Genomic DNA, 24108 nt, shown 5'->3' with positions numbered 1-24108 from the left:
GGAAAAGGGTTATGCCTCGAACAATCATCGAAAAAATATGGGATCAGCACGTTGTCAAAAGCGGCGAGGGGAAACCAGACCTTTTATATATTGATCTGCACTTGGTGCATGAAGTGACATCACCTCAAGCATTTGAAGGATTAAGACAAAAAGGGCGCAAGGTGAGAAGACCTCAAAACACGTTTGCGACCATGGATCACAACATCCCGACTGTGAATCGATTTGTGATCAAAGATGAGATTGCTAAAAAACAAGTGAGTGCTCTAGAGCGCAACTGTGCTGAATTTGGCGTCCGTCTAGCTGACCTTCACAGTGTAGACCAAGGGATCGTCCATGTTGTTGGACCGGAGCTTGGGTTGACACTTCCAGGGAAAACAATCGTTTGCGGAGATAGTCATACATCAACTCATGGCGCGTTTGGCGCACTTGCTTTTGGAATCGGTACAAGTGAGGTTGAACATGTACTTTCCACACAAACGCTTTGGCAGCAGCGTCCGAAAACATTAGAAATTAGAGTAGACGGAAAGCTGCAAAAAGGGGTAACGGCCAAAGATGTCATTTTAGCAGTCATTGGTGCGCATGGCGTGAAGTTTGGATCAGGTTATGTGATTGAATACACTGGGGAAGTATTCAGAAACATGACGATGGATGAACGCATGACGGTTTGTAATATGTCGATTGAAGCAGGCGCAAGAGCAGGATTGATTGCACCTGATGAAGTCACCTTTGAATATTGCCGCGGCCGCAAATATGCACCGCAGGGAGAAGACTTCGAAGCAGCGATTAAAGAATGGGAAGAACTTAAAACAGATCCAGGTGCAACCTATGATAAAACGATTGTTTTAGATGGGAATGAGATTTCACCAATGGTCACATGGGGAATTAACCCAGGAATGGTACTGCCTGTAGATGCGTCGATCCCAGGACCTGAGGATTTTGCACAAGAGGATGATCAAAAAGAAGCGATTCGTGCGTACGAATACATGGGTGTTCATCCGCATCAGCGTATTGAAGATATTACGATTGAGCATGTGTTTATCGGCTCATGTACAAACTCAAGAATGACTGATTTACGCCAAGCAGCTTCTATGATAGAAGGACAAAAGGTAGCTGATCATGTCAGAGCGATTGTCGTGCCTGGCTCTCAAAGCGTCAAATTGCAAGCAGAAGAAGAAGGTCTTCATGAAATCTTCCTTGAAGCAGGATTTGAATGGAGAGAATCTGGCTGCAGTATGTGTCTTAGCATGAATAACGATGTGGTACCAGAAGGCGAACGCTGCGCATCCACATCAAACCGTAACTTTGAGGGACGTCAAGGAAAAGGTGCGAGAACGCATCTTGTCAGCCCGGCAATGGCTGCAATGGCTGCAATACATGGCCGATTTGTCGATGTCAGGAAGTTTAATCAAGAGAAAACAGTCGTGTAAGGAGTTGTCATAGATGGAGCCTTTAGTCACACACAAAGGGAAAGCCGCTGTGCTTAACCGTATCAACGTAGATACAGATCAAATTATTCCGAAGCAATTTTTGAAAAGAATTGAACGAACAGGATATGGCCGGTTTGCCTTTTTCGACTGGCGGTATTTAGCCGATGGCAGCCCAAATCCTGATTTCGAGCTGAATCAGCCGATTTATGAAGGAGCATCCATTTTGATCGCAGGAGAAAACTTTGGCTGCGGATCATCAAGGGAACATGCCCCTTGGGCACTTGATGATTATGGTTTCAAAATTGTCATCGCACCATCATTCGCAGATATTTTTCACCAAAACTGCTTTAAAAATGGGATGCTTCCGATTCGTCTTGATTATGATGTGTGGAAAACATTCGCTGCGTCATATGAGAACAAAGGGTATGAGATGACGGTTGATCTGGAAAAACAGCAAATAGAAGATCATGAAGGGAATATCACTCCTTTTGATGTGGATCCTCACTGGAGAGAAATGCTCCTGAATGGCTATGATGAGATCTCATTAACTTTACTACTAGAAGATGACATTCAAGCATTTGAAGATAAGCGCAGCAGCTGGCTGCGTGCGTAAACAACAAGAAGCCGTCCGCCCGAGGTGTGACGGCTTCTTTTTTGCATGAAAACCTCTCGTTACTTGTGTTTACTAACCTTCGTTGGTAAACTGATAAAAAATATGCGCCCGAAAGGAACGTAAGCATGAAACATGACAAGAAGAAAGATAATGTCATTTTGTTTCCTGGTCTGAAAGAAAGACTGATTGAAAAAGGAATGGCAGCATTAAAAGATAAACAGTATCAAGAGGCGCTTCACTTGTTTTCAGAAGCAAAATCTTATGATGACGATGAAGAATCCGAGATTCACCTCGGCATGGCGATTTGTTTTCTGGAGCTGGGCGAGCTGCAGGATGCAAAGCGTGTTTGTGAAAAGATGTTGCATGAGGGATATGGTCATTACTTCACCGTGCTTCAAGTGTATATGACGATCTTAATTCAGCTGAAAGAATATGAAGAAGTGAAGCAGACAATTGAGGCAGTACTTGAGGAAAATCACCTTCCAGCAGAAAGCGCGGAGCATTTTTACAAGCTGCTCGAATTTAGCAGAAAAATGATCGAATCACCTGAAAAGATTTTAGATGAAGATGAGGATGGCGCCGGTGAAATCAATATAGATGATATGCTCGAGCGGCCAGAAGAGCAGGTGCAGTTCATCCATTCGCTGAAAGACCGGAACCTCACACCACACATGGGTCTATTAAATACGATCCTACAAAAGCCTGATGGAAACCCTTTGGTCAAATCATTAATCCTGCAGCTTCTGTCAGATCATGATGTGGCAAAGCCGGTTCATGTGACGAAATTCGGTGATTCTTTAACGCTTGTTCCTTCTGAGGCTGTTAAGCCAGAGCAGATGCCGCTGCTTCAGCAAGTCCTTCGTAAGCTCGATGACACACTCGGCAATGAGAACCCAACCCTTTACCAAGGCGTGGAAGAGTTATGGCGCCGGCACTTATTTGTGCTTTATCCATTTCTTCCTAAATACACAGATCCGAATCTTTGGGCAGCAGCACTTCATAAAGTCGGCTATGAAATGCACGGGATTGAGATTGACCTCGAAGAATTGCATCTATTGTATGAATTTAATGAACGAGAGCTGAGAGAAGCTTGCACAATGCTGAAAGATATTGAAGAAATTTCTTATTTGTAATTTGTCGATTTAGTTGAAAGACGGACTTGTTATGTTATAATATAATGGTTGTATTTGTGCATATATCGTGCAGTTGTAGATTCCAACGGTTGAAAGACGATATGTATAATCAAGTCAAATGTTGTATACATAATACCGCTTCTTGAGCGGCGTGCGTGGTTTTTGATTGGACGAAGTCTTTATGATGCTTTAGAATGTAACAACGCACAATCTGAATAGATTTTTGGAGGGAAACACACATGTCAGTAAAATGGGAAAAACAAGAAGGTAACGAAGGCGTCCTAACTGTAGAAGTTGATGCTGAAACATTTAACAAAGCACTTGATGATGCGTTTAAGAAGGTTGTCAAGCAAGTATCGATCCCTGGATTCCGTAAAGGGAAAGTACCACGTGGTCTTTTCGAACAGCGTTTTGGTGTAGAATCTCTTTATCAAGATGCATTAGATATTCTTCTTCCAGTTGAATATCCAAAAGCAATCGATGAAGCTGGTATCGAGCCAGTTGACCGCCCTGAAATCGATGTTGAGAAAATCGAAAAAGGCGAAAGCTTAATCTTCACTGCAAAAGTAACAGTGAAGCCTGAAGTGAAACTTGGTGACTACAAAGGTCTTAACGTAGAAAAAGACGACGCAACTGTCACTGATGAAGATGTACTAGAAGAGTTAAAAGGCATGCAAAACCGTCAAGCTGAGCTTGTTGTCAAAGAAGAAGGCGCAATCGAAAACGGCGATACAGTTGTTCTTGATTTCGAAGGATTCGTTGATGGAGAAGCATTCGAAGGCGGAAAAGCTGAGAACTACTCTCTTGAAGTAGGTTCAGGTTCATTCATCCCTGGTTTCGAAGAGCAGTTAGTTGGTCTTGAAGCAGGCGCTGAAAAAGACGTAGAAGTCACTTTCCCAGAAGAATATCATGCTGAAGACCTTGCAGGTAAACCAGCTGTATTCAAAGTGAAAATTCACGAAATCAAAGCAAAAGAACTTCCAGCACTTGACGATGAGTTCGCGAAAGATGTTGATGAAGAAGTAGAAACTCTTGCTGAACTAACTGAAAAAACAAAGAAACGTCTTGAAGAAGCGAAAGAAAACGAAGCAGAAGGTAAACTTCGTGAAGAGCTAGTGGAGAAAGCTTCTGAAAATGCGGAAGTTGACATCCCACAAGCGATGGTTGACACAGAGCTAGACCGTATGATGAAAGAATTCGAACAACGCCTTCAAATGCAAGGAATGAACCTTGAGCTTTACTTCCAATTCTCAGGACAAGATGAAAATGCGCTGAAAGAGCAAATGAAAGAAGATGCTGCTAAACGCGTGAAATCTAACCTAACACTTGAAGCAATTGCTGCTGCAGAAAACTTACAAGTGTCTGATGAAGAAGTAGAAGAAGAACTTTCAAAAATGGCTGAAGCATACAACATGCCAATTGAAAATATCAAACAAGCGATCGGATCTACTGACGCAATGAAAGAAGATCTAAAAGTTCGCAAAGCAATTGATTTTCTTGTAGAAAACCGTTAATATGGTGCATAATAATAAAACAGGGCGCGAGTGACTCGTGCCTTGTTTTGTACAATTTTTGACTTATCATCGCTTCTTTTGGAAACGATAGTGTAAGTCGCATCTTTCTGTTATACATATCTCAATGTGCAGTGTTAGAAACACATCATTACCGTCTTTTAGGAAAGTATGGTAAAATGCATACATACTGGACCCAGAAAGGTAGCTGACTGTTAGCTACAGGCAAGTGAAGAAGAATAAGGGGTGAAAGAATGTTTAAATTCAACGAGGAAAAAGGTCAATTAAAATGCTCGTTTTGCGGAAAAACGCAAGATCAAGTGCGTAAACTGGTCGCAGGACCTGGCGTATATATATGTGATGAATGTATCGAGCTTTGCACGGAAATAGTTGAAGAAGAGCTCGGCACTGAGGAAGAAGTTGAATTCAAGGATGTTCCGAAGCCTCATGAAATTCGGGAGATTCTTGATGAATATGTCATCGGACAAGAAAATGCGAAGAAATCCTTAGCTGTAGCGGTGTATAACCACTACAAACGGATCAATTCCAACAGCAAGATTGATGATGTTGAGCTTTCGAAAAGTAATATCTCTATGATTGGGCCAACAGGAAGCGGTAAAACTTTACTTGCTCAAACGCTTGCTCGTATTTTAAATGTGCCATTTGCGATTGCAGATGCAACATCTTTAACTGAAGCAGGTTATGTTGGTGAAGACGTAGAGAATATTTTACTAAAGCTGATCCAAGCAGCCGATTACGATGTAGAAAAAGCGGAAAAAGGCATTATCTACATCGATGAAATCGATAAAGTAGCAAGAAAATCAGAAAACCCTTCTATCACTCGTGATGTATCTGGGGAAGGTGTTCAGCAAGCACTATTGAAAATTCTTGAAGGAACTGTCGCTAGTGTACCGCCTCAAGGTGGACGTAAGCATCCTCATCAAGAATTCATTCAAATCGATACAACAAATATTCTCTTTATTTGTGGTGGAGCCTTTGACGGCATTGAGCAAATCATCAAACGCCGCTTAGGTCAAAAAGTCATTGGATTCGGTGCGGAAAATAAAATCGAAGATCTTGAAAAAGAAGTCCTTCTATCAAAAGTACTCCCAGAAGACTTGCTTCGCTTCGGTTTAATCCCGGAATTCATCGGCCGTCTACCGGTTATTGCAAGCCTAGAGCCGTTAGATGAAAAAGCACTTGTAGAGATCTTGACGAAGCCTAAGAATGCGCTCGTTAAGCAGTATACAAAAATGCTTGAGCTTGATGATGTAGAGCTTGAGTTTGAAGAAGATGCTCTTAGCGAAATTGCGAAAAAAGCAATTGAGCGTAAAACAGGAGCTCGTGGTCTACGTTCAATCATTGAAGGCATCATGCTTGATGTGATGTTTGATCTTCCATCACGTGATGATATTGAAAAATGTGTGATCACTGGTGCAACGGTTGCTGATGGCGAGTCGCCGCGTCTTGTGTTAAAGGACGGCACAGTCGTCAATAAAGATACGAAAACATCTGCATAAGAGTAGTCTCACTCCTGAATCTTTTTGATTCAGGAGTTTTTTATTTATCGTGGAAGTTGTGTTTATTCCGTCCAGCTCTAGGAAATACTAGCAGACAGAAACCAATACATACGATAGATGAAGGAGGGAGCACCGATTGAGCTGGACAGGAATCGTATTATTCATACAGCTGTTCTTTGGTATCGTCATCGGGCTGTACTTTTGGAACTTACTGCGAAATCAGCGCACACAAAAGGTGACGATAGACAAAGAGTCAAAGAAAGAAATGGAAGCACTCAGAAAGATGCGGTCAATCAAGCTGAGTGAACCTTTATCAGAGAGAGTCCGGCCAAAGGGGTTTCAAGATATTGTAGGGCAGGAAGACGGCATTCGTGCACTAAAAGCGGCACTATGCGGGCCGAACCCTCAGCATGTCATCGTCTACGGACCACCGGGAGTCGGTAAAACAGCCGCTGCCCGTCTTGTGATGGAAGAAGCGAAGCGTCACGCTGATTCTCCGTTTAAAAAAGATGCGGTCTTTGTAGAGCTCGATGCAACAACCGCGAGATTCGATGAACGAGGCATCGCAGACCCGCTCATTGGTTCCGTGCATGACCCGATTTACCAAGGGGCTGGAGCAATGGGACAGGCAGGCATTCCGCAGCCAAAACAAGGAGCCGTCACACATGCTCATGGCGGGGTTCTGTTTATCGATGAAATTGGCGAGCTGCATCCGATCCAAATGAACAAAATGCTCAAAGTGCTTGAAGATCGGAAAGTCTTTTTAGACAGTGCCTACTACAGTGAAGAAAATACCCAAATCCCCAATCACATTCATGATATTTTCCAAAATGGGCTTCCGGCTGATTTTCGATTGATTGGTGCCACGACAAGAACGCCTGACGAAATTCCACCAGCGATCCGGTCAAGGTGTCTCGAAATTTTCTTTAAGGATCTTGACCAGCATGAACTGAAAATCGTCGCTGCCAAGGCTGTCCAAAAAATTCAAAAGGAATTAAGTGATGAAGGGCTGAACCTTTTAACATCCTATGTGAAAAATGGACGTGAAGCGGTCAACATGGTGCAGATTGCCGCTGGTATGGCTGTCACGGAAAACCGAAAAGACATCACGATCGAAGATGTAGAATGGGTCATTCATTCAAGCCAGCTGACACCAAGATATGAACAAAAAGTACCAGAAAAGCCAAAAGTGGGGGTAGTCAATGGCCTGGCCGTTTATGGACCAAACAGCGGTGCCCTGCTTGAGATTGAAGTGAATATCTGTAAGGCGCTTGAAAAAGGCAGTATCAACATTACAGGCATTGCAGAAGAAGAAAGCATTGGCAATCAGTCGAAATCCATTAGACGAAAAAGTATGGCCAAAGGGTCAGTTGAAAATGTATTAACGGTGCTTCGAAATTTAGGCATTCGGACAAATGAATATGACATCCATATTAATTTTCCAGGCGGTGCCCCTATTGATGGACCGTCTGCTGGGATTGCCATGGCGACCGCGATCTTCTCAGCCATACATCAAATCCCGATCGATCATCTAACAGCCATGACGGGTGAAATCGGATTGCAGGGTCAGGTGAAGCCGATCGGCGGTGTGATACCGAAGATTAAGGCAGCGAAACAAGCTGGTGCCACAACTGTCATTATTCCTTATGACAACCAGCAGTCGATCTTAAAAGAGATTGAAGGGGTCACCATTGTGCCTGTGAAGCACTTCCAAGAAGTGCTGGATCAGTGTTTGGTCAACCCGCCAGACGAGAAGAAAGATGGACTAGAAGACGAAATGAAAAGAAAATCTGTTTAATCCCCATCACATATGGGGATTTTTTAGTGAAATAGATCTTTTTTTCTTTTTCATGATAAAAAGAAAGGGTATACTACGGTAAGATCAACATTTCTCAAGTCTTTTACATTGTACAAGACTGAAACAGGTATATTATAATGATTCATACTAGTGACGGAGGTGTCAATCAACATGGCAGATGAAATCAAAAAGAATGTTCCGCTCCTTCCATTGCGAGGTTTACTTGTTTATCCAACAATGGTCTTGCATTTGGACGTTGGACGCGAGAAGTCTGTTCAAGCATTAGAACAGGCGATGATGAACGATCATATGATTTTTCTAGCAACACAGCGGGAAATTTCAATAGATGAACCAGGTGAAGAGGAAATTTTCAAAGTCGGCACCTACACAAAAATTAAACAAATGCTGAAGCTGCCAAATGGAACGATTCGTGTACTCGTTGAAGGCTTAAATCGAGCGCAGATCGAATCATACGTAGAGCTGGAGGACTATACGTCCGTCGACATAAAAGAATTGGCAGAAGAAGAATTAAAGGACGCAGAAGCAGAAGCACTCATGCGCACATTGTTAGATCACTTTGATCAATACATAAAAATTTCAAAAAAAATCTCAGCTGAAACATATGCAACAGTGACGGATATTGAGGAACCAGGGAGAATGGCAGATATCGTCGCTTCTCACCTGCCGCTCAAATTAAAGGACAAACAAGAAGTACTGGAAACAGTGGATGTCAAAAAACGGCTGAATCGGGTCATCAGCTTAATACACAATGAAAAAGAAGTACTGGAGATTGAAAAGAAAATCGGGCAGCGCGTGAAACGTTCAATGGAACGTACGCAAAAAGAATATTATTTGCGTGAACAAATGAAAGCCATTCAAAAGGAGCTTGGAGACAAGGAAGGGAAAACTGGCGAAGTCAGTTCTTTAATGTCTAAAATCGAAGAGTCGAGCATGCCGGATTCTGTTCGTGAAACAGCGCTCAAAGAATTGAACCGTTATGAAAAAATTCCTTCAAGCTCTGCTGAGAGCTCTGTGATTCGAAATTATATTGATTGGCTGATCAATCTTCCATGGGGCATCTATACAGAAGATCGTCTAGATTTAAAGCTTGCAAGTGAAATTTTAGATGATGAGCATCACGGGCTGGAAAAGGTCAAAGAACGGGTGCTTGAATATCTTGCTGTACAGAAGCTGACCAATTCATTAAAAGGACCGATTCTTTGCTTAGCAGGGCCTCCTGGGGTAGGGAAAACGTCACTTGCCAAATCTATTGCCAAATCACTTGACCGAAAGTTTATCCGTATCTCCCTTGGCGGTGTGCGTGATGAGTCTGAAATTCGTGGACATAGAAGAACGTATGTAGGTGCGATGCCTGGCCGTATCATTCGCGGGATGAGCAAGGCAGGAACGATGAATCCGGTGTTCCTTTTAGATGAAATCGATAAGATGTCCTCTGATTTTAGAGGCGATCCATCTTCTGCGATGCTCGAAGTCTTAGACCCAGAGCAAAATCATAACTTTAGCGATCACTATATTGAAGAAACATTTGATTTGTCTCAGGTGTTATTTATTGCCACTGCCAACAATTTAGCAACCATTCCAGGTCCACTTCGTGATAGAATGGAGATTATCACGATTGCAGGGTATACAGAGGTTGAAAAAGCAGAAATTGTGAAAGATCACCTTCTGCCGAAGCAGCTAAAGGAGCACGGATTAAAGAAAGGGAACTTGCAGCTTCGTGAAGCAGCGATTTATGATACGATTCGCTATTACACAAGAGAAGCGGGTGTTCGTGGATTAGAGCGTCAGCTTGCGGCAATATGCCGTAAAGCGGCAAGAGCGATTGTGGCTGAAGACCGCAAACGCATCACGGTGACGGAAAAGAACTTATCTGAATTTCTCGGAAAAAGACTTTACCGTTATGGCCAGGCTGAAACGACAGACCAAGTGGGGGTTGTCACAGGACTTGCGTATACCACTGTTGGCGGAGACACCTTGTCGATTGAGGTATCACTTTCTCCCGGTAAAGGCAAGCTCTTGTTAACAGGTAAGCTTGGTGATGTCATGAGAGAATCTGCACAGGCGGCATTCAGTTATATTCGTTCGAAAGCAGATGAACTGAACATTGATCCTAATTTTAATGAAAAGCATGATATTCATATCCATGTTCCAGAGGGTGCGGTTCCAAAGGACGGGCCATCAGCTGGTATCACCATTGCGACGGCTCTTGTATCAGCACTCACAGGACGACCTGTGTCAAAAGAGGTTGGTATGACAGGAGAGATTACGTTAAGAGGAAGAGTGCTTCCAATTGGCGGACTAAAAGAAAAAGCATTAGGCGCACATCGCGCAGGACTGAAAACCATTATTCTTCCAAAGGACAACGAGAAGGATATTGATGATATTCCTGAAAGTGTGAGAGAAGGACTAACCTTTATTCCGGTCTCACATTTAGATGAGGTGCTTGAGAAAGCGTTGGTAGGAGAGGGAAGATGAAAGTAACAAAATCAGATATCGTCATTAGTGCGGTAAAACCAGAGCAGTATCCGAGCGGGGGACTGCCTGAAATCGCTCTTGCTGGACGATCAAATGTTGGGAAGTCCTCGTTCATCAACTCATTGATTAATCGTAAAAATTTAGCGCGTACGTCTTCTAAACCAGGTAAGACTCAAACGCTTAATTTCTACATCATCAATGATATGCTCCATTTTGTGGACGTTCCAGGCTACGGCTTTGCTAAAGTATCAAAGACAGAGCGCGAAGCCTGGGGTAGAATGATCGAAACGTATATTACAATGCGTGAAGAATTAAAAGCAGTCGTCCAAATTGTGGACCTGCGTCATAAGCCATCAGTAGATGATGTGAACATGTATGAATTCCTGAAATATTACGGAGTTCCCGTAATCGTCATCGCAACAAAGGCGGACAAAATTCCAAAAGGCAAATGGGAAAAACATGCGAAAGTCGTCAAACAGACACTCGACATTGACCCATCAGATGAACTAGTCCTGTTCTCTTCTGAAACGAAAAAGGGAAAAGACGAAGCCTGGAATGCCATCCTTGCGAAGATTAACAGCTAAAAGAAAAGGCATCTGTCATGGACAGATGCCTTTTTATTGTATAAGTTATTTCCTTTTTAAAAATAATAAGAGGAGACTGACAGCAATCAGTACATAAGGCCAGTACAATTCAAAACCGGAAGTAGGGATCGAAAGGGAACTTAGCTGTTTTGTAATTTGCTGAAAGAAATAAAGGAACAGACCGAGTGCAATGAGAACAACACTTTCAATACGATATTCTTTTTTCTGAGATGATTTCACAAAGAGTGCAAGTCCAACGATGAATACGATCATCGTAAATGTGTCTGGCCAGTGGTCTAATTTTGGCTGAAGAATAAAGTGTAGCGAAAGGCCCGTCATAAGCATACCGATAAACACATGAGCGCTTTCTTGCTCCTTCTTTCCTTGATATAAGAAAGCAAGGCCAAAAAGCAGTATGAGTGTATACCATTTCTCTTGATCCTTCCAAATGTCAAATTGACCTCCTGAGAGAATGGCATATAGCGCTACAGCCAGCAAAGTGAGCGGCAGCAAAATGGATTTCTTCTTCAAAGATGTCACCTTCTTTTAAGCAGATCATTTGTCCGCACGCGCCAAATCTGGTAAATTGCTTGAAGTGATGATATGGCATAATTAGTGTCGAACATTTTTCTACTATATCACAACATTTTTGAAATCTGTTCACAATTTTCATCCAGTTAAAAATGAATATATGTTATAATCATTATAAATAATAAATTCTATATTGTAATTATTATAAATTAGACAGGGCGTTGGGGGTGCAAGCTGAAGTTATGCATATTCTTGTTGTGGGTTTAGATTATAAAACAGCCCCTGTTGAGATACGGGAACAGCTGAGCTTTGAACCGAGTGAGCTCGGAACAGCGATGTCCAAGCTTAAAGAAGAAAAAAGCATTCTAGAGAATATCGTCATCTCAACATGTAATCGAACAGAGATCTACGCAGTGGTAGATCAGCTTCATACTGGACGGTTTTATATAAAAAGATTTTTAGCCGATTGGTTCGGTTTAGAAAAAGAAGATGTCTCTCCTTATTTGAAGTTCTATGAAAATGATGGAGCGGTTGAGCATTTATTCCGTGTGGCCTGTGGACTTGATTCCATGGTGATTGGCGAAACACAAATACTTGGTCAAGTGCGCTCTAGCTTTAAAGTTGCTCAAGAGGAGAAGACCATTGGTACCGTTTTCAATTATTTATTCAAACAGGCGGTCACCGTTGCAAAACGCTCGCATGCGGAAACAGACATTGCGTCTAATGCCGTGTCTGTCAGCTATGCAGCTGTCGAGCTTGCAAAAAAAATCTTTGGACGTCTTTCTGATAAACATGTCCTGATTCTTGGTGCGGGTAAAATGGGCGAACTAGCGGCTCAAAACCTTCAAGGTCAAGGGATTGGTCAAGTAACGGTCATCAATCGAACGTATGAGAAAGCAAAAGAATTAGCGGGTCGTTTTTCAGGAGAGCCTAAAAGCTTAAACCAATTGGAAAAAACATTATCCGAAGCGGACATTTTAATTAGCTCCACTGGTGCGAAACAATTTGTCATTACAAAGGAAATGGTCGAAAGTGCGAATAAAAAGCGGAAGGGCAGACCTCTATTTATGGTGGATATTGCTGTGCCCCGTGATTTAGATCCAGCCATTTCTGAAGTAGAAGGTGCTTTTTTGTATGACATTGATGACCTTGAGGGCATCGTGGCAGCCAACTTAAAAGAACGCCGTGCGGTGGCTGAGCAGGTTGAGCTCCTCATTGAAGCAGAAATTGTGGAATTTAAGCAATGGCTGAATACGCTTGGTGTGGTTCCTGTCATTTCTGCACTTAGAGAAAAGGCGTTGACGATTCAAGCGGATACGATGCAGAGTATTGAACGAAAGCTTCCGAACCTCACACACCGTGAAATGAAGCTATTAAATAAACATACGAAAAGCATTATTAATCAAATGCTGAAAGATCCTATCTTAAAGGCAAAAGAAATTGCCGCGGAGCCGAATGCAGAGGAAAAACTTTTACTCTTCAAAGAAATCTTTGATTTACAGGTTGAAGATGAAGAGCAAAAGGTGGAGCCTGTACAGGTGGAGCAAGGGTCATTTCAGCTGTTCAAACCAAATATGGCACAAGGCTTTGCTACAGTTGCCAGTGAGTGATTAAGCGATGATGGAATCCATTGTAGCGAGACTAGGCGAAGCGACGACCTTGATCTATGCACTAAGTGTCTTGTTCTATTTCATAGATTTTCTTCAACACAACCGGAAGGCTGGAAAAATGGCTTTCTGGTTGCTTTCTATTGTCTGGCTGCTGCAAACAGTCTACATGTTCTATATTATGATGGAAACAGACCGATTCCCTGTGTTGAATGTAGCAGAGGGTTTATATTTTTATACGTGGGTGCTTGTGACACTTTCACTTGTTCTCACAAAAGTATTGCGTGTTGAATTTATTGTCTTTTTTACAAATGTCATCGGTTTTTCCATGATGGCGATTCACACCTTTACACCATCTGATCTCCACTCTGCAGAACTAACGGGGAAGCTGACGAGTGAATTGCTTGTGATTCATATTACGATGGCGATTTTATCATACGGTGCCTTTTCACTTTCATTTGCTTTCTCCCTTCTCTATCTCTTTCAATATCGTTTGCTGAAAAAGAAAAAATGGGGAAAATGGCTTCTGAGAATTGAAGATTTATCGAAGCTTGATCATATGGCGTACGTATTAAACATTATTGGTGTGCCAATGCTCTTGCTTAGTTTGATTCTTGGCATCATTTGGGCATATATTTCGTATGATACGTTGTACTGGACAGATGCAAAGGTGCTTGGTTCGTTTATTATGCTGTTTTTATACGGCTTTTACTTATATATCAGATTGGTGAGAAATATGCAGGGCAAAATCGTGGCACTGTGGAATGTCGGTTCATTCATTGTGCTGATGATCAATTATTTTCTGCTTGGTAGCTTATCAACCTTTCATTGGTTTCAATAAATAATGATGAGTCTTAAGGGCATTGTCGGGAGGAAGACGTATTGCGTACAATTAAAGTAGGTTCTAGAAGAAGTAAGCTTGCAATTACACAAACAAAATGGGTTATTCAAAAGCTGTCTGAACTAAACCCTTCTTATTCTTTTGAAATAAAAGAGATTGTGACAAAGGGTGATCAAATTTTAGATGTGACCTTATCAAAGGTTGGCGGAAAAGGACTGTTTGTCAAAGAAATTGAACAGGCGATGCTGAATCATGACATCGATATGGCGGTTCACAGTATGAAGGATATGCCGGCTGCTCTTCCTGAAGGTTTAGTCATTGGCTGTATTCCTGAGCGTGAAGATGTAAGGGACGCTCTTATTTCGAAGGATCATCTGCGTCTTCATGAACTGCCGAAGGGTGCTATTGTGGGAACAAGCAGCTTACGGCGCAGTGCCCAGCTTCTTCAGGAAAGACCAGATCTTGAAATTAAATGGATTCGAGGAAACATTGATACAAGATTGGAAAAGCTGAAAAATGAAGAATATGATGCCATTATTCTAGCGGCTGCCGGTCTGTCCAGAATGGGATGGAGCAAAGAGGTTGTGTCGGAATTTTTATCTCCTGAGACTTGCCTGCCCGCCGTTGGCCAAGGCGCTTTGTCGATAGAGTGCCGCGGGGATGATGAAGAGCTATTGCAGCTCCTCGCTCAATTTACGAATGAATATACGAAGAAAACGGTTCTCGCTGAAAGAGCCTTCCTCAAACAAATGGATGGCAGCTGTCAGGTGCCGATCGCTGGCTATGCAACGATGAATGAGCGTGATGAAATTGAACTGACGGGTCTTGTGGCATCTGCTGACGGACACACGATTATTCGAGAAACTGTATCAGGCACTGACCCTGAGGCAATTGGGACAGCATGTGCGAAGCAGATGGCTGATAAGGGAGCAAAGGATTTAATCGACAAGGTGAAAAAGGATCTGTCCTCCCAATGACCATAGGCAAATCGCTTCACGGACAGACGGTGCTTGTCACTCGAAATGAACGTCAAGCGGGTGTGTTTCAGCAAAAGATTGAAGAGCTGAACGGCCATGCTGTTTTAACCTCTCTTATTAGGTTTGAGCCTACGCTCACAAAAGAAAAAGCGCAGGCCTTTTTAAAGGACTTAGAAAATAGCCAATGGCTTGTTTTCACGAGTGTGAATGGTGCGTCTTTTTTTCTGAGCTACATAAAGGACCATCATTTACATAAGAGTTTATCGCATTTGAAAGTGGCTGCTGTAGGTGAGAAAACCTCTGCCTATCTTGAGCAGCACGGCTTGAAGGTGGATGTGGTACCAGAACGATTCATAGCGGAAGAGCTCGCAGATGCGTTACTTGACCATGTGCGTCCAGGAGAGCGTGTGTTTGTAGCAAAAGGACACCTGTCTCGAGATGTCGTGAAGAAAACCCTCATTCCGCTTGGCATAGAAGTAAAGGAATGGATTTTATATGAAACCGTCAAGGATGAGGAAGGTATTGCCGCTCTCAAAACGGCGATGACGAAGCAATCATTTGATTTTATTACATTTACGAGCTCATCCACTGTCCATTCATTTATGCATGCCATGGAGGCAGATGCAGCGAAGCTGGCTGCTTCTGGCACCTGTTTTGTGACGATCGGTCCTCTGACAAAAGAGGCACTGCTTCAATACGGGATTTCTTCTGAAACCCCAGATACTTATACGATAGACGGAATGCTTGAATTAATGTGCCGTTTATCTGAAAGGAAGTTGAACCAATGATGAAATTTAACAGACACCGCAGACTGCGGACAAGCGCAGGAATGAGAGAATTAGTCAGAGAAACCTTTTTAAGACCATCTGATTTCATTTATCCGATCTTTTTTGTAGAGGGAGAAAATGTCCGAAAAGAAGTCCCTTCAATGCCGGGTGTTTATCACATTTCAGTTGACCTTGTAAAAGAAGAAGTCCAAGAACTTGTCGACCTAGGCATCAAATCAATTATTGTATTTGGTGTTCCAGATCATAAAGACCATGTGGGCAGTGAGGCGTATCACGACCATGGCATTGTTCAAAGAGCGACGCTTGAGATCAAAAAGCATTTCCCAGAACTTGTGGTCATTGCAGACACTTGCTTATGCCAATATACAGATCATGGACATTGCGGCATCGTTGAAGATGGTGAAATTTTAAATGATGAATCTCTTCAGCTTTTAGCGAAAACAGCTGTTAGCCAAGCGCGCGCAGGTGCAGATATCATTGCTCCTTCCAATATGATGGATGGATTTGTTGTGGCCATTCGTGAGGCACTTGATGAAGCTGGCTTTATTCATGTACCTGTCATGTCATATGCTGTGAAATATGCAAGTGCTTTTTACGGCCCGTTTCGTGACGCGGCGCATAGCACACCGCAGTTTGGAGATCGTAAAACATACCAAATGGACCCTGCAAACCGTTTAGAGGCACTCAGAGAAGCACAGTCTGATGTAGAAGAGGGGGCTGATTTCCTCATTGTCAAACCATCCCTTTCTTATTTAGATATTATGCGTGATGTCAAAAATGAATTTACACTCCCTGTTGTTGCTTACAATGTGAGCGGAGAATATGCAATGGTCAAAGCCGCTGTTCAAAATGGCTGGATTTCTGAAAAAGAGCTTGTTCTTGAAATGCTGACAAGCATGAAACGTGCAGGAGCAGAGCTCATCATTACGTATCATGCAAAAGATGCAGCCAAATGGCTCTCAGAATAAAGAACGGATAGACAGGAGGACGTTGAAATGGGACGTAGCTATGAAAAATCAAAGCAAGCATTTGAAGAAGCGCAGCATTTAATGCCTGGTGGTGTCAACAGCCCTGTGCGTGCATTTAAATCAGTTAACACAGACCCGATTTTTATGGAACGAGGCAAAGGCGCCAAGATATATGATATTGATGGAAATGAATACATCGATTATGTCTTATCATGGGGACCGCTAATTTTAGGGCATACGAATGACCGTGTGGTTGAAAGTATTCAACGAGTTGCGGAACAGGGGACAAGCTTTGGTGCTTCCACGTTAGTTGAAAATGAATTAGCTAAGCTTGTATCAGAGCGAGTTCCTTCCATCGAAGTCATTCGTATGGTCAGCTCTGGTACAGAGGCGACCATGAGTGCACTTCGTCTAGCTCGCGGCTTTACAGGCAGAAATAAAATTGTGAAATTTGAAGGCTGCTATCATGGCCACGGCGATTCTTTGCTCATTAAAGCGGGTTCAGGTGTCGCAACGCTAGGGCTTCCAGATAGCCCAGGTGTACCTGAAGGGACTGCAAGCAACACGATCACAGTGCCGTACAATGATTTAGAGAGCATTCAAGTTGCTTTTCAGGAGTTTGGAGACGATATTGCAGGTGTCATTGTCGAGCCGGTTGCAGGAAATATGGGGGTTGTTCCTCCGCAAGAAGGTTTCTTACAAGGGCTGAGAGACATCACGGAGCAATACGGAGCTTTACTCATTTTTGATGAGGTCATGACTGGCTTCCGTGTGGATTATCACTGCGCGCAAGGCTATTTTGGCATCACACCTGATCTGACGTGCCTTGGTAAAGTGATCGGAGGCGGTCTCCCGGTCGGTGCTTATGGCGGAAGAGCGGATATCATGAGACAAATTGCACCAAGCGGTCCAATTTATCAAGCAGGAACGTTATCTGGTAACCCTCTTGCGATGACAGCAGGCTTAGAAACCTTAAAACAGCTGACACCTGAGTCTTATGAAGAGTTTAGACGAAAAGGAGACCGGCTGGAAGAAGGCATTTCAAAAGCGGCGAAAGTACACGGAATTCCATTAACGTTTAACCGTGCGGGTTCGATGATTGGATTCTTCTTTACAAATGAAGAAGTGGTCAATTATGACAAAGCAAAAACCGCTGATCTCGCTTTATTCGCTGAATTTTACAAGGAAATGGCGGATCGCGGCATCTTCCTTCCTCCTTCTCAATTCGAAGGACTGTTCCTGTCAACAGCTCATACAGATGAAGACATCGAATATACGATTGAGACAGTGGAAAAGGTATTTCAAAAACTGCGTCGATAAACGAAAGCCGGTATGGGGACATATCGGCTTTTTTGTGTTGCTGAAAACCAATCATATTTTCACTGCCTCTCACATACATCTGTATTGACATCTAATTTTATTTTGAAGGATTAGATGAAAGGAGGACACCGACTTGTCTCAAAACAATCGATTACAGTTTTCGGTAGAAGAATCCATTTATTTCAAAAGCGGACAGGAAGTCAGTGAGCTGCTGTCAATTTCTCTCGATCCTGACATTCTCGTTCAAGAAGTGAATGATTATGTTTCGATTAGAGGTTCACTTGAGCTAACAGGAGAATACAACATAAATCAAGAGGAGCTATTGGGTGAATTGAGTTCCTATGCATCATACAGGGAAGCTGATGAGGTGAAGGTAAGAGAAGACGGAACGGCGGAGCTTCTGCATCAATTCCCGGTCGATATCACCATCCCTAAGAACAAAATCAGTCATTTAAATGATGTGTTTGTGTTTATTGATGCGTTTGATTACCAGCTGACAGAAAATCGTTTGCTCACCATTCAAGCTGATCTGGCGATTGAGGGTCTATTAGACGAGAAAATGCCTCAAGCGCCTGTAGTGGAGCCGTATGAATTTGTCCATCGTCCTCAAGAAGAATATGGCGATGTGACCTACGATTATCAGCTGCAGCCAGAGCATGAGGAACAAGAAGAGCTGCAAGGCAATGAACGTGAGGTCTATGAGGAACAGGCTGTATTACAGCATGATACACACGCCGAGCAAGAAGAACAGGAAGAAGAACGGGAAGAAGAAATTGAGATAGAGCTGGTGAGTAGGGAAGAAGAGGGAGAAACCGAAGAACTGGAAGAATCGGAAGAACTGGAGGAAACGGAGAGCCAAGAATATGAGGAACAGGCTGTATTACAGCATGACACACGCGCCGAGAAAGAAGAACAGCAAGAAGAACAGGAAGAAGAAATTGAGATAGAGCTGGTGAGTAGGGAAGAAGAGGGAGAAACCGAAGAACCGGAAGAATCGGAAGAACTGGAGGAAACGGAGAGCCAAGAAGAAGTGGCGCTTGGTTATCGCTCCTTACCTGAAGCTCAGGTGCAAGAACCACCATTTTTTGAACCGCCTAAGCTCTTAGAAGAAGAGAAGCGGGAAGATACGTTCTTTGAGGTGGAAGTGAGAAAAGATCCGGAAGCAGCCGAAGAGCTGGAAGAAACGGTTCAGCCGTATCCAATATTTGAATCACCCACTTACCACGTAGAAGAGGAGCAAGAGGAACAGGAACAGGATGATACGAACCAGCTCGGACGGTTATATGAACGAGAAGCACCAAAAGTATATGAGTCAGCTCAAGAAGAAGAGGAGCCTGAATATGACGAGAGAGAAACGTCTGGCAGTGAGAACTCTCTTTATTTAACAAAGCTATTTGCTAAGCAGGAGGAGGAAGATTTTTCTCGCATGAAAATATGTATAGTTCAGCAAGAAGATACGGTCGATCTTATTTGTGAGCGATATCAGTTGAATGTGCAGCAGCTCCTTCGCACAAACTCATTATCGGTTGATGCGGAGCTTGAAGAAGGGCAGATTCTTTATATTCCTGAATATCAAAAAAGCAATGCATAACAAGCGATGACCGACCGAGAAAATGTGGTGAGTGAACGTGGATGAAATCCAGTCTATCCTATACGAATACGGGCTTGAGGCGGAATACATTGAACCTGTCAGTCCTGCTGTCGTCAAAGTATATACAAAGCAGGGCGTATTTGCCCTAAAGCGAGTAAAAGCCAATCGACATATGCAGTTTACAGAGCAAATGCTTGAACTAGAATCAAAGGGCTATCGCTCTTTTGTGCCGATTTATCGGACGAAGAGCGGTTCTTTTTTCTCAAGTCATCGAGAAAGCCAGTACGCATACTATCTCATGCCGTGGCTGACGAATGAAAAGAGAGAAGAGCAGGATGATAAACATGAATATTTATTTCAAGAGATTGCAAGACTTCATAAGCGGACTGAAGTGATGATGGATATCACAGAGCAAGAGATAGAAGCGCACTACACACAAATTAAGACCAAATGGGAAACAGAGAAAGACATGTATGAACGATTCATAGAGCGGGCAGAGCAGACTTGGTATATGTCGCCATTTGAACTGGCTGCTGCGATGTATTTTTCAGAGGCGATGTCTGCCAGCGAATTTGCGCTTGAACGATTAGAAGATTGGCATGATGAAATGAAAGATCAAGAGACAACACGTGTTGTGTTAAATCATGGGCAGCTGTCGATTCATCACTTTTTGTATAATGATGTGGGCACAGGACATTTCACCAATTTTGAGCGGTCTAAAAAAGCCGCCCCCATTTATGACCTTCTGACCTTTTATTTTCGGACATTCAAAACCTATCCCACGTCTTGTCCTGAATGCACTTCCTTGTTTTATACGTACCAAAAAGGAAATCCTCTTCGGGAGGAAGAGCTGCATTTGTTTCTTAGTTACCTTGCTTATCCGCAAGGTCTGTTTGATACAGTAAAAGCCTATGAAGCAGGCGGACAGGATGAAATGGAAAGCTGTCAGCGGCTGTTAAGAGCGTATTGGCAGATGAAAAATTCAGAGCCGATCGTCATGAAGATTCATGAGATTGAGCAGGCTAGACGGCTTGAAGAAGAACAAAGTGCCTCGTCATCAGCGGAATGACGAGGTTATTTTGTGTTCATATTGGCGGGTACATAAGCGCGAGTTTAAAACCAATCAAGGTGAAAGGCGCAGGCGAGAAAAATCAGAATACCTAGGATGAGGACGTCAAATGTCGTGGGGAAAATGATCGTACGAAATCCTTGAAATATCGCAATCGGGAGAACGACTTGGGAGGCCACTGCCCGAATTTGTCTCAGCCAGGGGGGAAGTGTGTAAGGATTGATCTTCTTCAAATCAAACGCCCTCCTTCTTCATTTTGTTATTATCATATGGGTAATAGGGCAAAGGGTGCCTGCTCAATTTGTATAAAGAAGAAGAAAAGCGGAAAAGATGATTGACGAAAACAAAAGGCATTTAGTAATATAAATAAAAGATGAGTATGTGCTGATGAACGTGATATATCGTAAGCGTGGATCAGGAAGAGTACGAGCAAGACCCTAAAGAGAGGGGGACCATGAGCTGAAAGGTTTCCTAGGATGTACTTGTTTGGAAGGTCGCCTGTGAGCTTAATTTCTTGAATGAACAAGTAGAGAAATTCGGGAGAACCCCGTTATCCTTTAGAGTGTATGGGACACGTCTATGTGTTCCATGAAAAAAGGTGGTACCGCGAAAAAGCTTTTTCGTCCTTTTATAAGGATGGAAAGGCTTTTTTTATGTTTCATCAGCCGAAAAAATGTGGAGGTTACACAAATGGGAACAAATAATCAAGAAATGCCAACAAAGTACGATCCAAATGCGATTGAAAAAGACCGCTATACGTACTGGCTTGAAGGGAAATTCTTCGAAGCACAAAATGACAAAACGAAAGATCCATATACAGTCGTCATTCCTCCACCAAACGTGACAGGAAAACTGCACCTTGGGCATGCATGGGATTCTACACTTCAAGACATCGTAACACGTATGAAACGGATGCAGGGCTATGACGTTCTATGGCTTCCAGGAATGGACCATGCTGGTATTGCTACTCAAGCAAAGGTAGAGGCAAAGCTTCGCGAAGAAGGCGTGAGCCGTTATGACCTTGGCCGGGAGAAATTTGTGGAAGAAACGTGGAAATGGAAAGAAGAATATGCGGACTTTATTCGCAGCCAGTGGGCGAAAATGGGACTTGGTCTTGATTATTCACGTGAACGTTTTACATTAGATGAAGGTCTGAATAAAGCGGTACGCCAAGTGTTTGTCCAATTGTATGAAAAAGGACTTATCTATCGCGGAGAGTACATCATTAACTGGGATCCAGCGACGAAAACGGCACTTTCTGATATTGAAGTCATTTATAAAGATGTTCAAGGTGCGTTTTATCACTTGAGATACCCGCTTTCAGATGGCACGGGTTCAATTGAAATTGCGACGACAAGACCTGAAACCATGCTTGGGGATACAGCCGTTGCCGTGCACCCTGATGACGAACGCTATCAGCATTTGATTGGAAAAACAGTGGTCTTACCAATTACAGGCCGAGAGATTCCAATCGTTGGTGATGACTATGTCGATATGGAGTTTGGTTCAGGAGCTGTGAAAATTACACCTGCCCATGACCCGAATGACTTTGAGCTTGGAAACCGCCATGAGCTAGAGCGTATTCTTGTCATGAATGAAGATGGCACAATGAATGCAAATGCATTGCAATACAAAGGAATAGACCGCTTCGAATGCCGTAAACAGCTTGTGAAAGATTTACAAGAAGAGGGTATTTTGTTCAAAATTGAGGACCACATGCATTCAGTTGGTCATAGTGAGCGAAGCGGAGCTGTCGTTGAGCCTTATTTATCTACTCAATGGTTTGTAAAAATGCAGCCGCTGGCAGACGAAGCCATCAACCTTCAAAATGGGGACGACCAAGTTCAATTTGTTCCAGACCGCTTTGAAAAGACGTATTTACACTGGATGGAAAATATCCGTGACTGGTGTATTTCTCGTCAGCTATGGTGGGGACACCGCATTCCGGCTTGGTATCATAAAGAAACGAAAGAAGTATATGTTGGACTGGAAGCGCCAGAAGATCTGGAGAACTGGGAACAGGATAACGATGTGCTTGATACATGGTTTAGTTCAGCGCTTTGGCCTTTCTCTACAATGGGCTGGCCGGATGCAGACAGTGAAGACTTCAAGCGCTACTATCCAACAAACCTGCTGGTCACAGGCTATGACATCATTTTCTTCTGGGTCTCTCGCATGATCTTCCAAGGCCTTGAATTTACAGGGGAAAAACCGTTCAAAGACGTTCTGATTCATGGGCTTATCCGCGACGAACAAGGACGTAAAATGAGTAAGTCGCTCGGCAACGGAATTGATCCAATGGAGGTCATTGATCAATACGGTGCAGATTCATTAAGATATTTCTTAGCGACTGGAAGCTCACCAGGTCAGGATCTTCGCTTTAGCTTTGAAAAGGTTGAATCCACTTGGAACTTTGCGAACAAAATTTGGAACGCATCGCGTTTTGCTTTAATGAACATGGATGGCTTAACGTATGATGAACTTGATTTGACTGGAGAAAAATCAGTCGCTGACCAATGGATTTTAACCCGCTTAAATGAAACGATTGAAAGTGTCACACAGCTAGCTGACAAGTATGAATTCGGTGAAGTGGGCAGACATTTATACAACTTCATTTGGGATGATTTCTGTGATTGGTACATTGAGATGGCGAAGCTTCCACTTTATGGTGAAGATGAAGCAGCGAAAAAAACGACTCGTTCGATCCTTGCGTACGTATTAGATCAAACGATGAGACTTCTTCATCCGTTTATGCCGTTCTTAACAGAAGAAATCTGGCAGCATCTTCCGCATGAAGGTGAGTCCATTACTGTAGCAGCTTGGCCTGAGGTGAAGCCGGAGCTTTCAAATGATCAAGCTTCTGCTGACATGAAACTGCTTGTTGAACTCATTCGCTCTGTTCGTAACATTCGCAGTGAAGTAAACACACCAATGAGCAAACAAGTCGAACTTTACATCAAAGCATCCACATCTGATGTACAAGAACGTTTAGAGAAGAATCGTTCATATATTGAGCGCTTCACGAACCCAAGTGTTCTTGAAATTGGCACAGAGGTCCCAGCTAGTGATAAAGCGATGACGGCTGTTATTTCTGGAGCAGAGCTCATTCTGCCGCTTGAAGGCTTAATTAACTTAGATGAGGAAATTGCTCGTCTGCAAAAAGAGCTTGATAAGCTGACAAAAGAAGTAGAACGCGTCCAGAAAAAGCTTGGCAACGAAGGCTTTATGAAAAAAGCGCCTGAAAGTGTCGTAGAAGAAGAGCGTGCGAAAGAACGTGATTATGTCGCAAAACGCGAAGCTGTTCAAAAGCGGATTGAAGAGCTGAAAGCATAAG

At 43.0% G+C, this 24108-nt stretch carries 19 protein-coding genes and 1 other annotated feature; of the genes, 17 read left to right on the top strand and 2 right to left on the bottom strand.

The features are described 5' to 3' along the window. Nucleotides 1–11: 11 nt before the first annotated feature. From leuC to yihA, 8 genes are all read left to right on the top strand, one after another. On the top strand, nucleotides 12–1427 hold the full coding sequence (leuC, locus tag MHH26_RS11210; RefSeq protein ID WP_034661700.1) for a 3-isopropylmalate dehydratase large subunit: 1416 nt from the start codon (nucleotides 12–14) through the stop codon (nucleotides 1425–1427). A gap of 13 nt (nucleotides 1428–1440) precedes the next feature. Next, entirely contained in the window at nucleotides 1441–2040 is a 600-nt protein-coding gene (leuD, locus tag MHH26_RS11205) for a 3-isopropylmalate dehydratase small subunit (protein ID WP_060596899.1), read from the top strand. A 125-nt stretch (nucleotides 2041–2165) separates the two neighbouring features. After that, on the top strand, nucleotides 2166–3173 hold the full coding sequence (gene ddcA, locus MHH26_RS11200) for a DNA damage checkpoint antagonist DdcA (protein ID WP_340973469.1): 1008 nt from the start codon (nucleotides 2166–2168) through the stop codon (nucleotides 3171–3173). Between the two features lie 239 nt (nucleotides 3174–3412). Further along, on the top strand, nucleotides 3413–4687 hold the full coding sequence (tig, locus tag MHH26_RS11195; protein ID WP_340973466.1) for a trigger factor: 1275 nt from the start codon (nucleotides 3413–3415) through the stop codon (nucleotides 4685–4687). A gap of 251 nt (nucleotides 4688–4938) precedes the next feature. After that, complete coding sequence (gene clpX, locus MHH26_RS11190; RefSeq protein ID WP_012010785.1) at nucleotides 4939–6204, top strand: ATP-dependent protease ATP-binding subunit ClpX; 1266 nt, start codon at nucleotides 4939–4941, stop codon at nucleotides 6202–6204. A 136-nt stretch (nucleotides 6205–6340) separates the two neighbouring features. After that, on the top strand, nucleotides 6341–8002 hold the full coding sequence (lonB, locus tag MHH26_RS11185; RefSeq protein ID WP_012010784.1) for an ATP-dependent protease LonB: 1662 nt from the start codon (nucleotides 6341–6343) through the stop codon (nucleotides 8000–8002). 171 nt (nucleotides 8003–8173) lie between these two features. Continuing rightward, entirely contained in the window at nucleotides 8174–10498 is a 2325-nt protein-coding gene (lon, locus tag MHH26_RS11180; RefSeq protein WP_095285529.1) for an endopeptidase La, read from the top strand. Then, nucleotides 10495–11082 carry a ribosome biogenesis GTP-binding protein YihA/YsxC gene (yihA, locus tag MHH26_RS11175; RefSeq protein ID WP_034661689.1) on the top strand — a complete coding sequence of 196 codons (588 nt, stop codon included), beginning with the start codon at nucleotides 10495–10497 and terminating at the stop codon, nucleotides 11080–11082. Before lon ends, yihA begins: the two co-directional genes overlap by 4 nt. A gap of 45 nt (nucleotides 11083–11127) precedes the next feature. Here the strand turns inward: yihA and MHH26_RS11170 are convergent, their stop codons facing one another. Next, nucleotides 11128–11613 (bottom strand): hypothetical protein, encoded by a 486-nt coding sequence (locus MHH26_RS11170; protein ID WP_034661687.1) that lies wholly within the window; start codon nucleotides 11611–11613, stop codon nucleotides 11128–11130. Nucleotides 11614–11855: 242 nt separating this feature from the next. Here MHH26_RS11170 and hemA point away from each other — a divergent pair, with 242 nt between their 5' ends. The 8 genes from hemA to ysxE all read left to right on the top strand — a co-directional run bounded on the left by hemA (nucleotide 11856) and on the right by ysxE (nucleotide 20774). After that, nucleotides 11856–13223, top strand: a complete 1368-nt coding sequence (gene hemA / locus MHH26_RS11165; protein ID WP_012010780.1) for a glutamyl-tRNA reductase — start codon at nucleotides 11856–11858, stop codon at nucleotides 13221–13223. Nucleotides 13224–13230: 7 nt separating this feature from the next. After that, nucleotides 13231–14061, top strand: a complete 831-nt coding sequence (locus tag MHH26_RS11160) for a cytochrome c biogenesis protein (RefSeq protein WP_034661681.1) — start codon at nucleotides 13231–13233, stop codon at nucleotides 14059–14061. A 41-nt stretch (nucleotides 14062–14102) separates the two neighbouring features. Beyond that, complete coding sequence (gene hemC / locus MHH26_RS11155) at nucleotides 14103–15038, top strand: hydroxymethylbilane synthase (RefSeq protein WP_066030588.1); 936 nt, start codon at nucleotides 14103–14105, stop codon at nucleotides 15036–15038. Beyond that, complete coding sequence (locus MHH26_RS11150; protein ID WP_034661676.1) at nucleotides 15035–15826, top strand: uroporphyrinogen-III synthase; 792 nt, start codon at nucleotides 15035–15037, stop codon at nucleotides 15824–15826. The genes hemC and MHH26_RS11150 overlap by 4 nt, the downstream gene beginning before the upstream one ends. Continuing rightward, nucleotides 15823–16794 carry a porphobilinogen synthase gene (gene hemB / locus MHH26_RS11145; RefSeq protein ID WP_340973465.1) on the top strand — a complete coding sequence of 324 codons (972 nt, stop codon included), beginning with the start codon at nucleotides 15823–15825 and terminating at the stop codon, nucleotides 16792–16794. Before MHH26_RS11150 ends, hemB begins: the two co-directional genes overlap by 4 nt. Before the next feature lie 27 nt (nucleotides 16795–16821). Then, on the top strand, nucleotides 16822–18114 hold the full coding sequence (hemL, locus tag MHH26_RS11140; RefSeq protein ID WP_034661671.1) for a glutamate-1-semialdehyde 2,1-aminomutase: 1293 nt from the start codon (nucleotides 16822–16824) through the stop codon (nucleotides 18112–18114). Nucleotides 18115–18247: 133 nt separating this feature from the next. Continuing rightward, the gene (locus MHH26_RS11135) at nucleotides 18248–19705 is read left to right on the top strand and encodes a LysM peptidoglycan-binding domain-containing protein (RefSeq protein ID WP_340876336.1); all 1458 of its coding nucleotides are present in this window, start codon (nucleotides 18248–18250) and stop codon (nucleotides 19703–19705) included. A 37-nt stretch (nucleotides 19706–19742) separates the two neighbouring features. Then, nucleotides 19743–20774 (top strand): spore coat protein YsxE, encoded by a 1032-nt coding sequence (gene ysxE, locus MHH26_RS11130; protein ID WP_340973462.1) that lies wholly within the window; start codon nucleotides 19743–19745, stop codon nucleotides 20772–20774. Between the two features lie 44 nt (nucleotides 20775–20818). On the opposite strand, the gene MHH26_RS11125 is transcribed toward ysxE, so the two are convergent. After that, nucleotides 20819–21007, bottom strand: a complete 189-nt coding sequence (locus MHH26_RS11125; RefSeq protein WP_003216497.1) for a hypothetical protein — start codon at nucleotides 21005–21007, stop codon at nucleotides 20819–20821. Nucleotides 21008–21175: 168 nt separating this feature from the next. After that, nucleotides 21176–21405: a binding site (T-box leader), on the top strand. A 59-nt stretch (nucleotides 21406–21464) separates the two neighbouring features. On the opposite strand from MHH26_RS11125, the gene MHH26_RS11120 reads away from it, so the two are divergent. Continuing rightward, the gene (locus MHH26_RS11120; RefSeq protein ID WP_340973461.1) at nucleotides 21465–24107 is read left to right on the top strand and encodes a valine--tRNA ligase; all 2643 of its coding nucleotides are present in this window, start codon (nucleotides 21465–21467) and stop codon (nucleotides 24105–24107) included. Nucleotide 24108: the final 1 nt, after the last annotated feature.

This window comes from Bacillus sp. FSL K6-2839 (genome assembly GCF_038003365.1).
In the GTDB taxonomy this organism is placed as follows: domain Bacteria; phylum Bacillota; class Bacilli; order Bacillales; family Bacillaceae; genus Bacillus.
The sequence above is the reverse complement of the archived record's forward strand: the minus strand, read 5'-3'. Positions and strand labels throughout refer to the sequence as shown.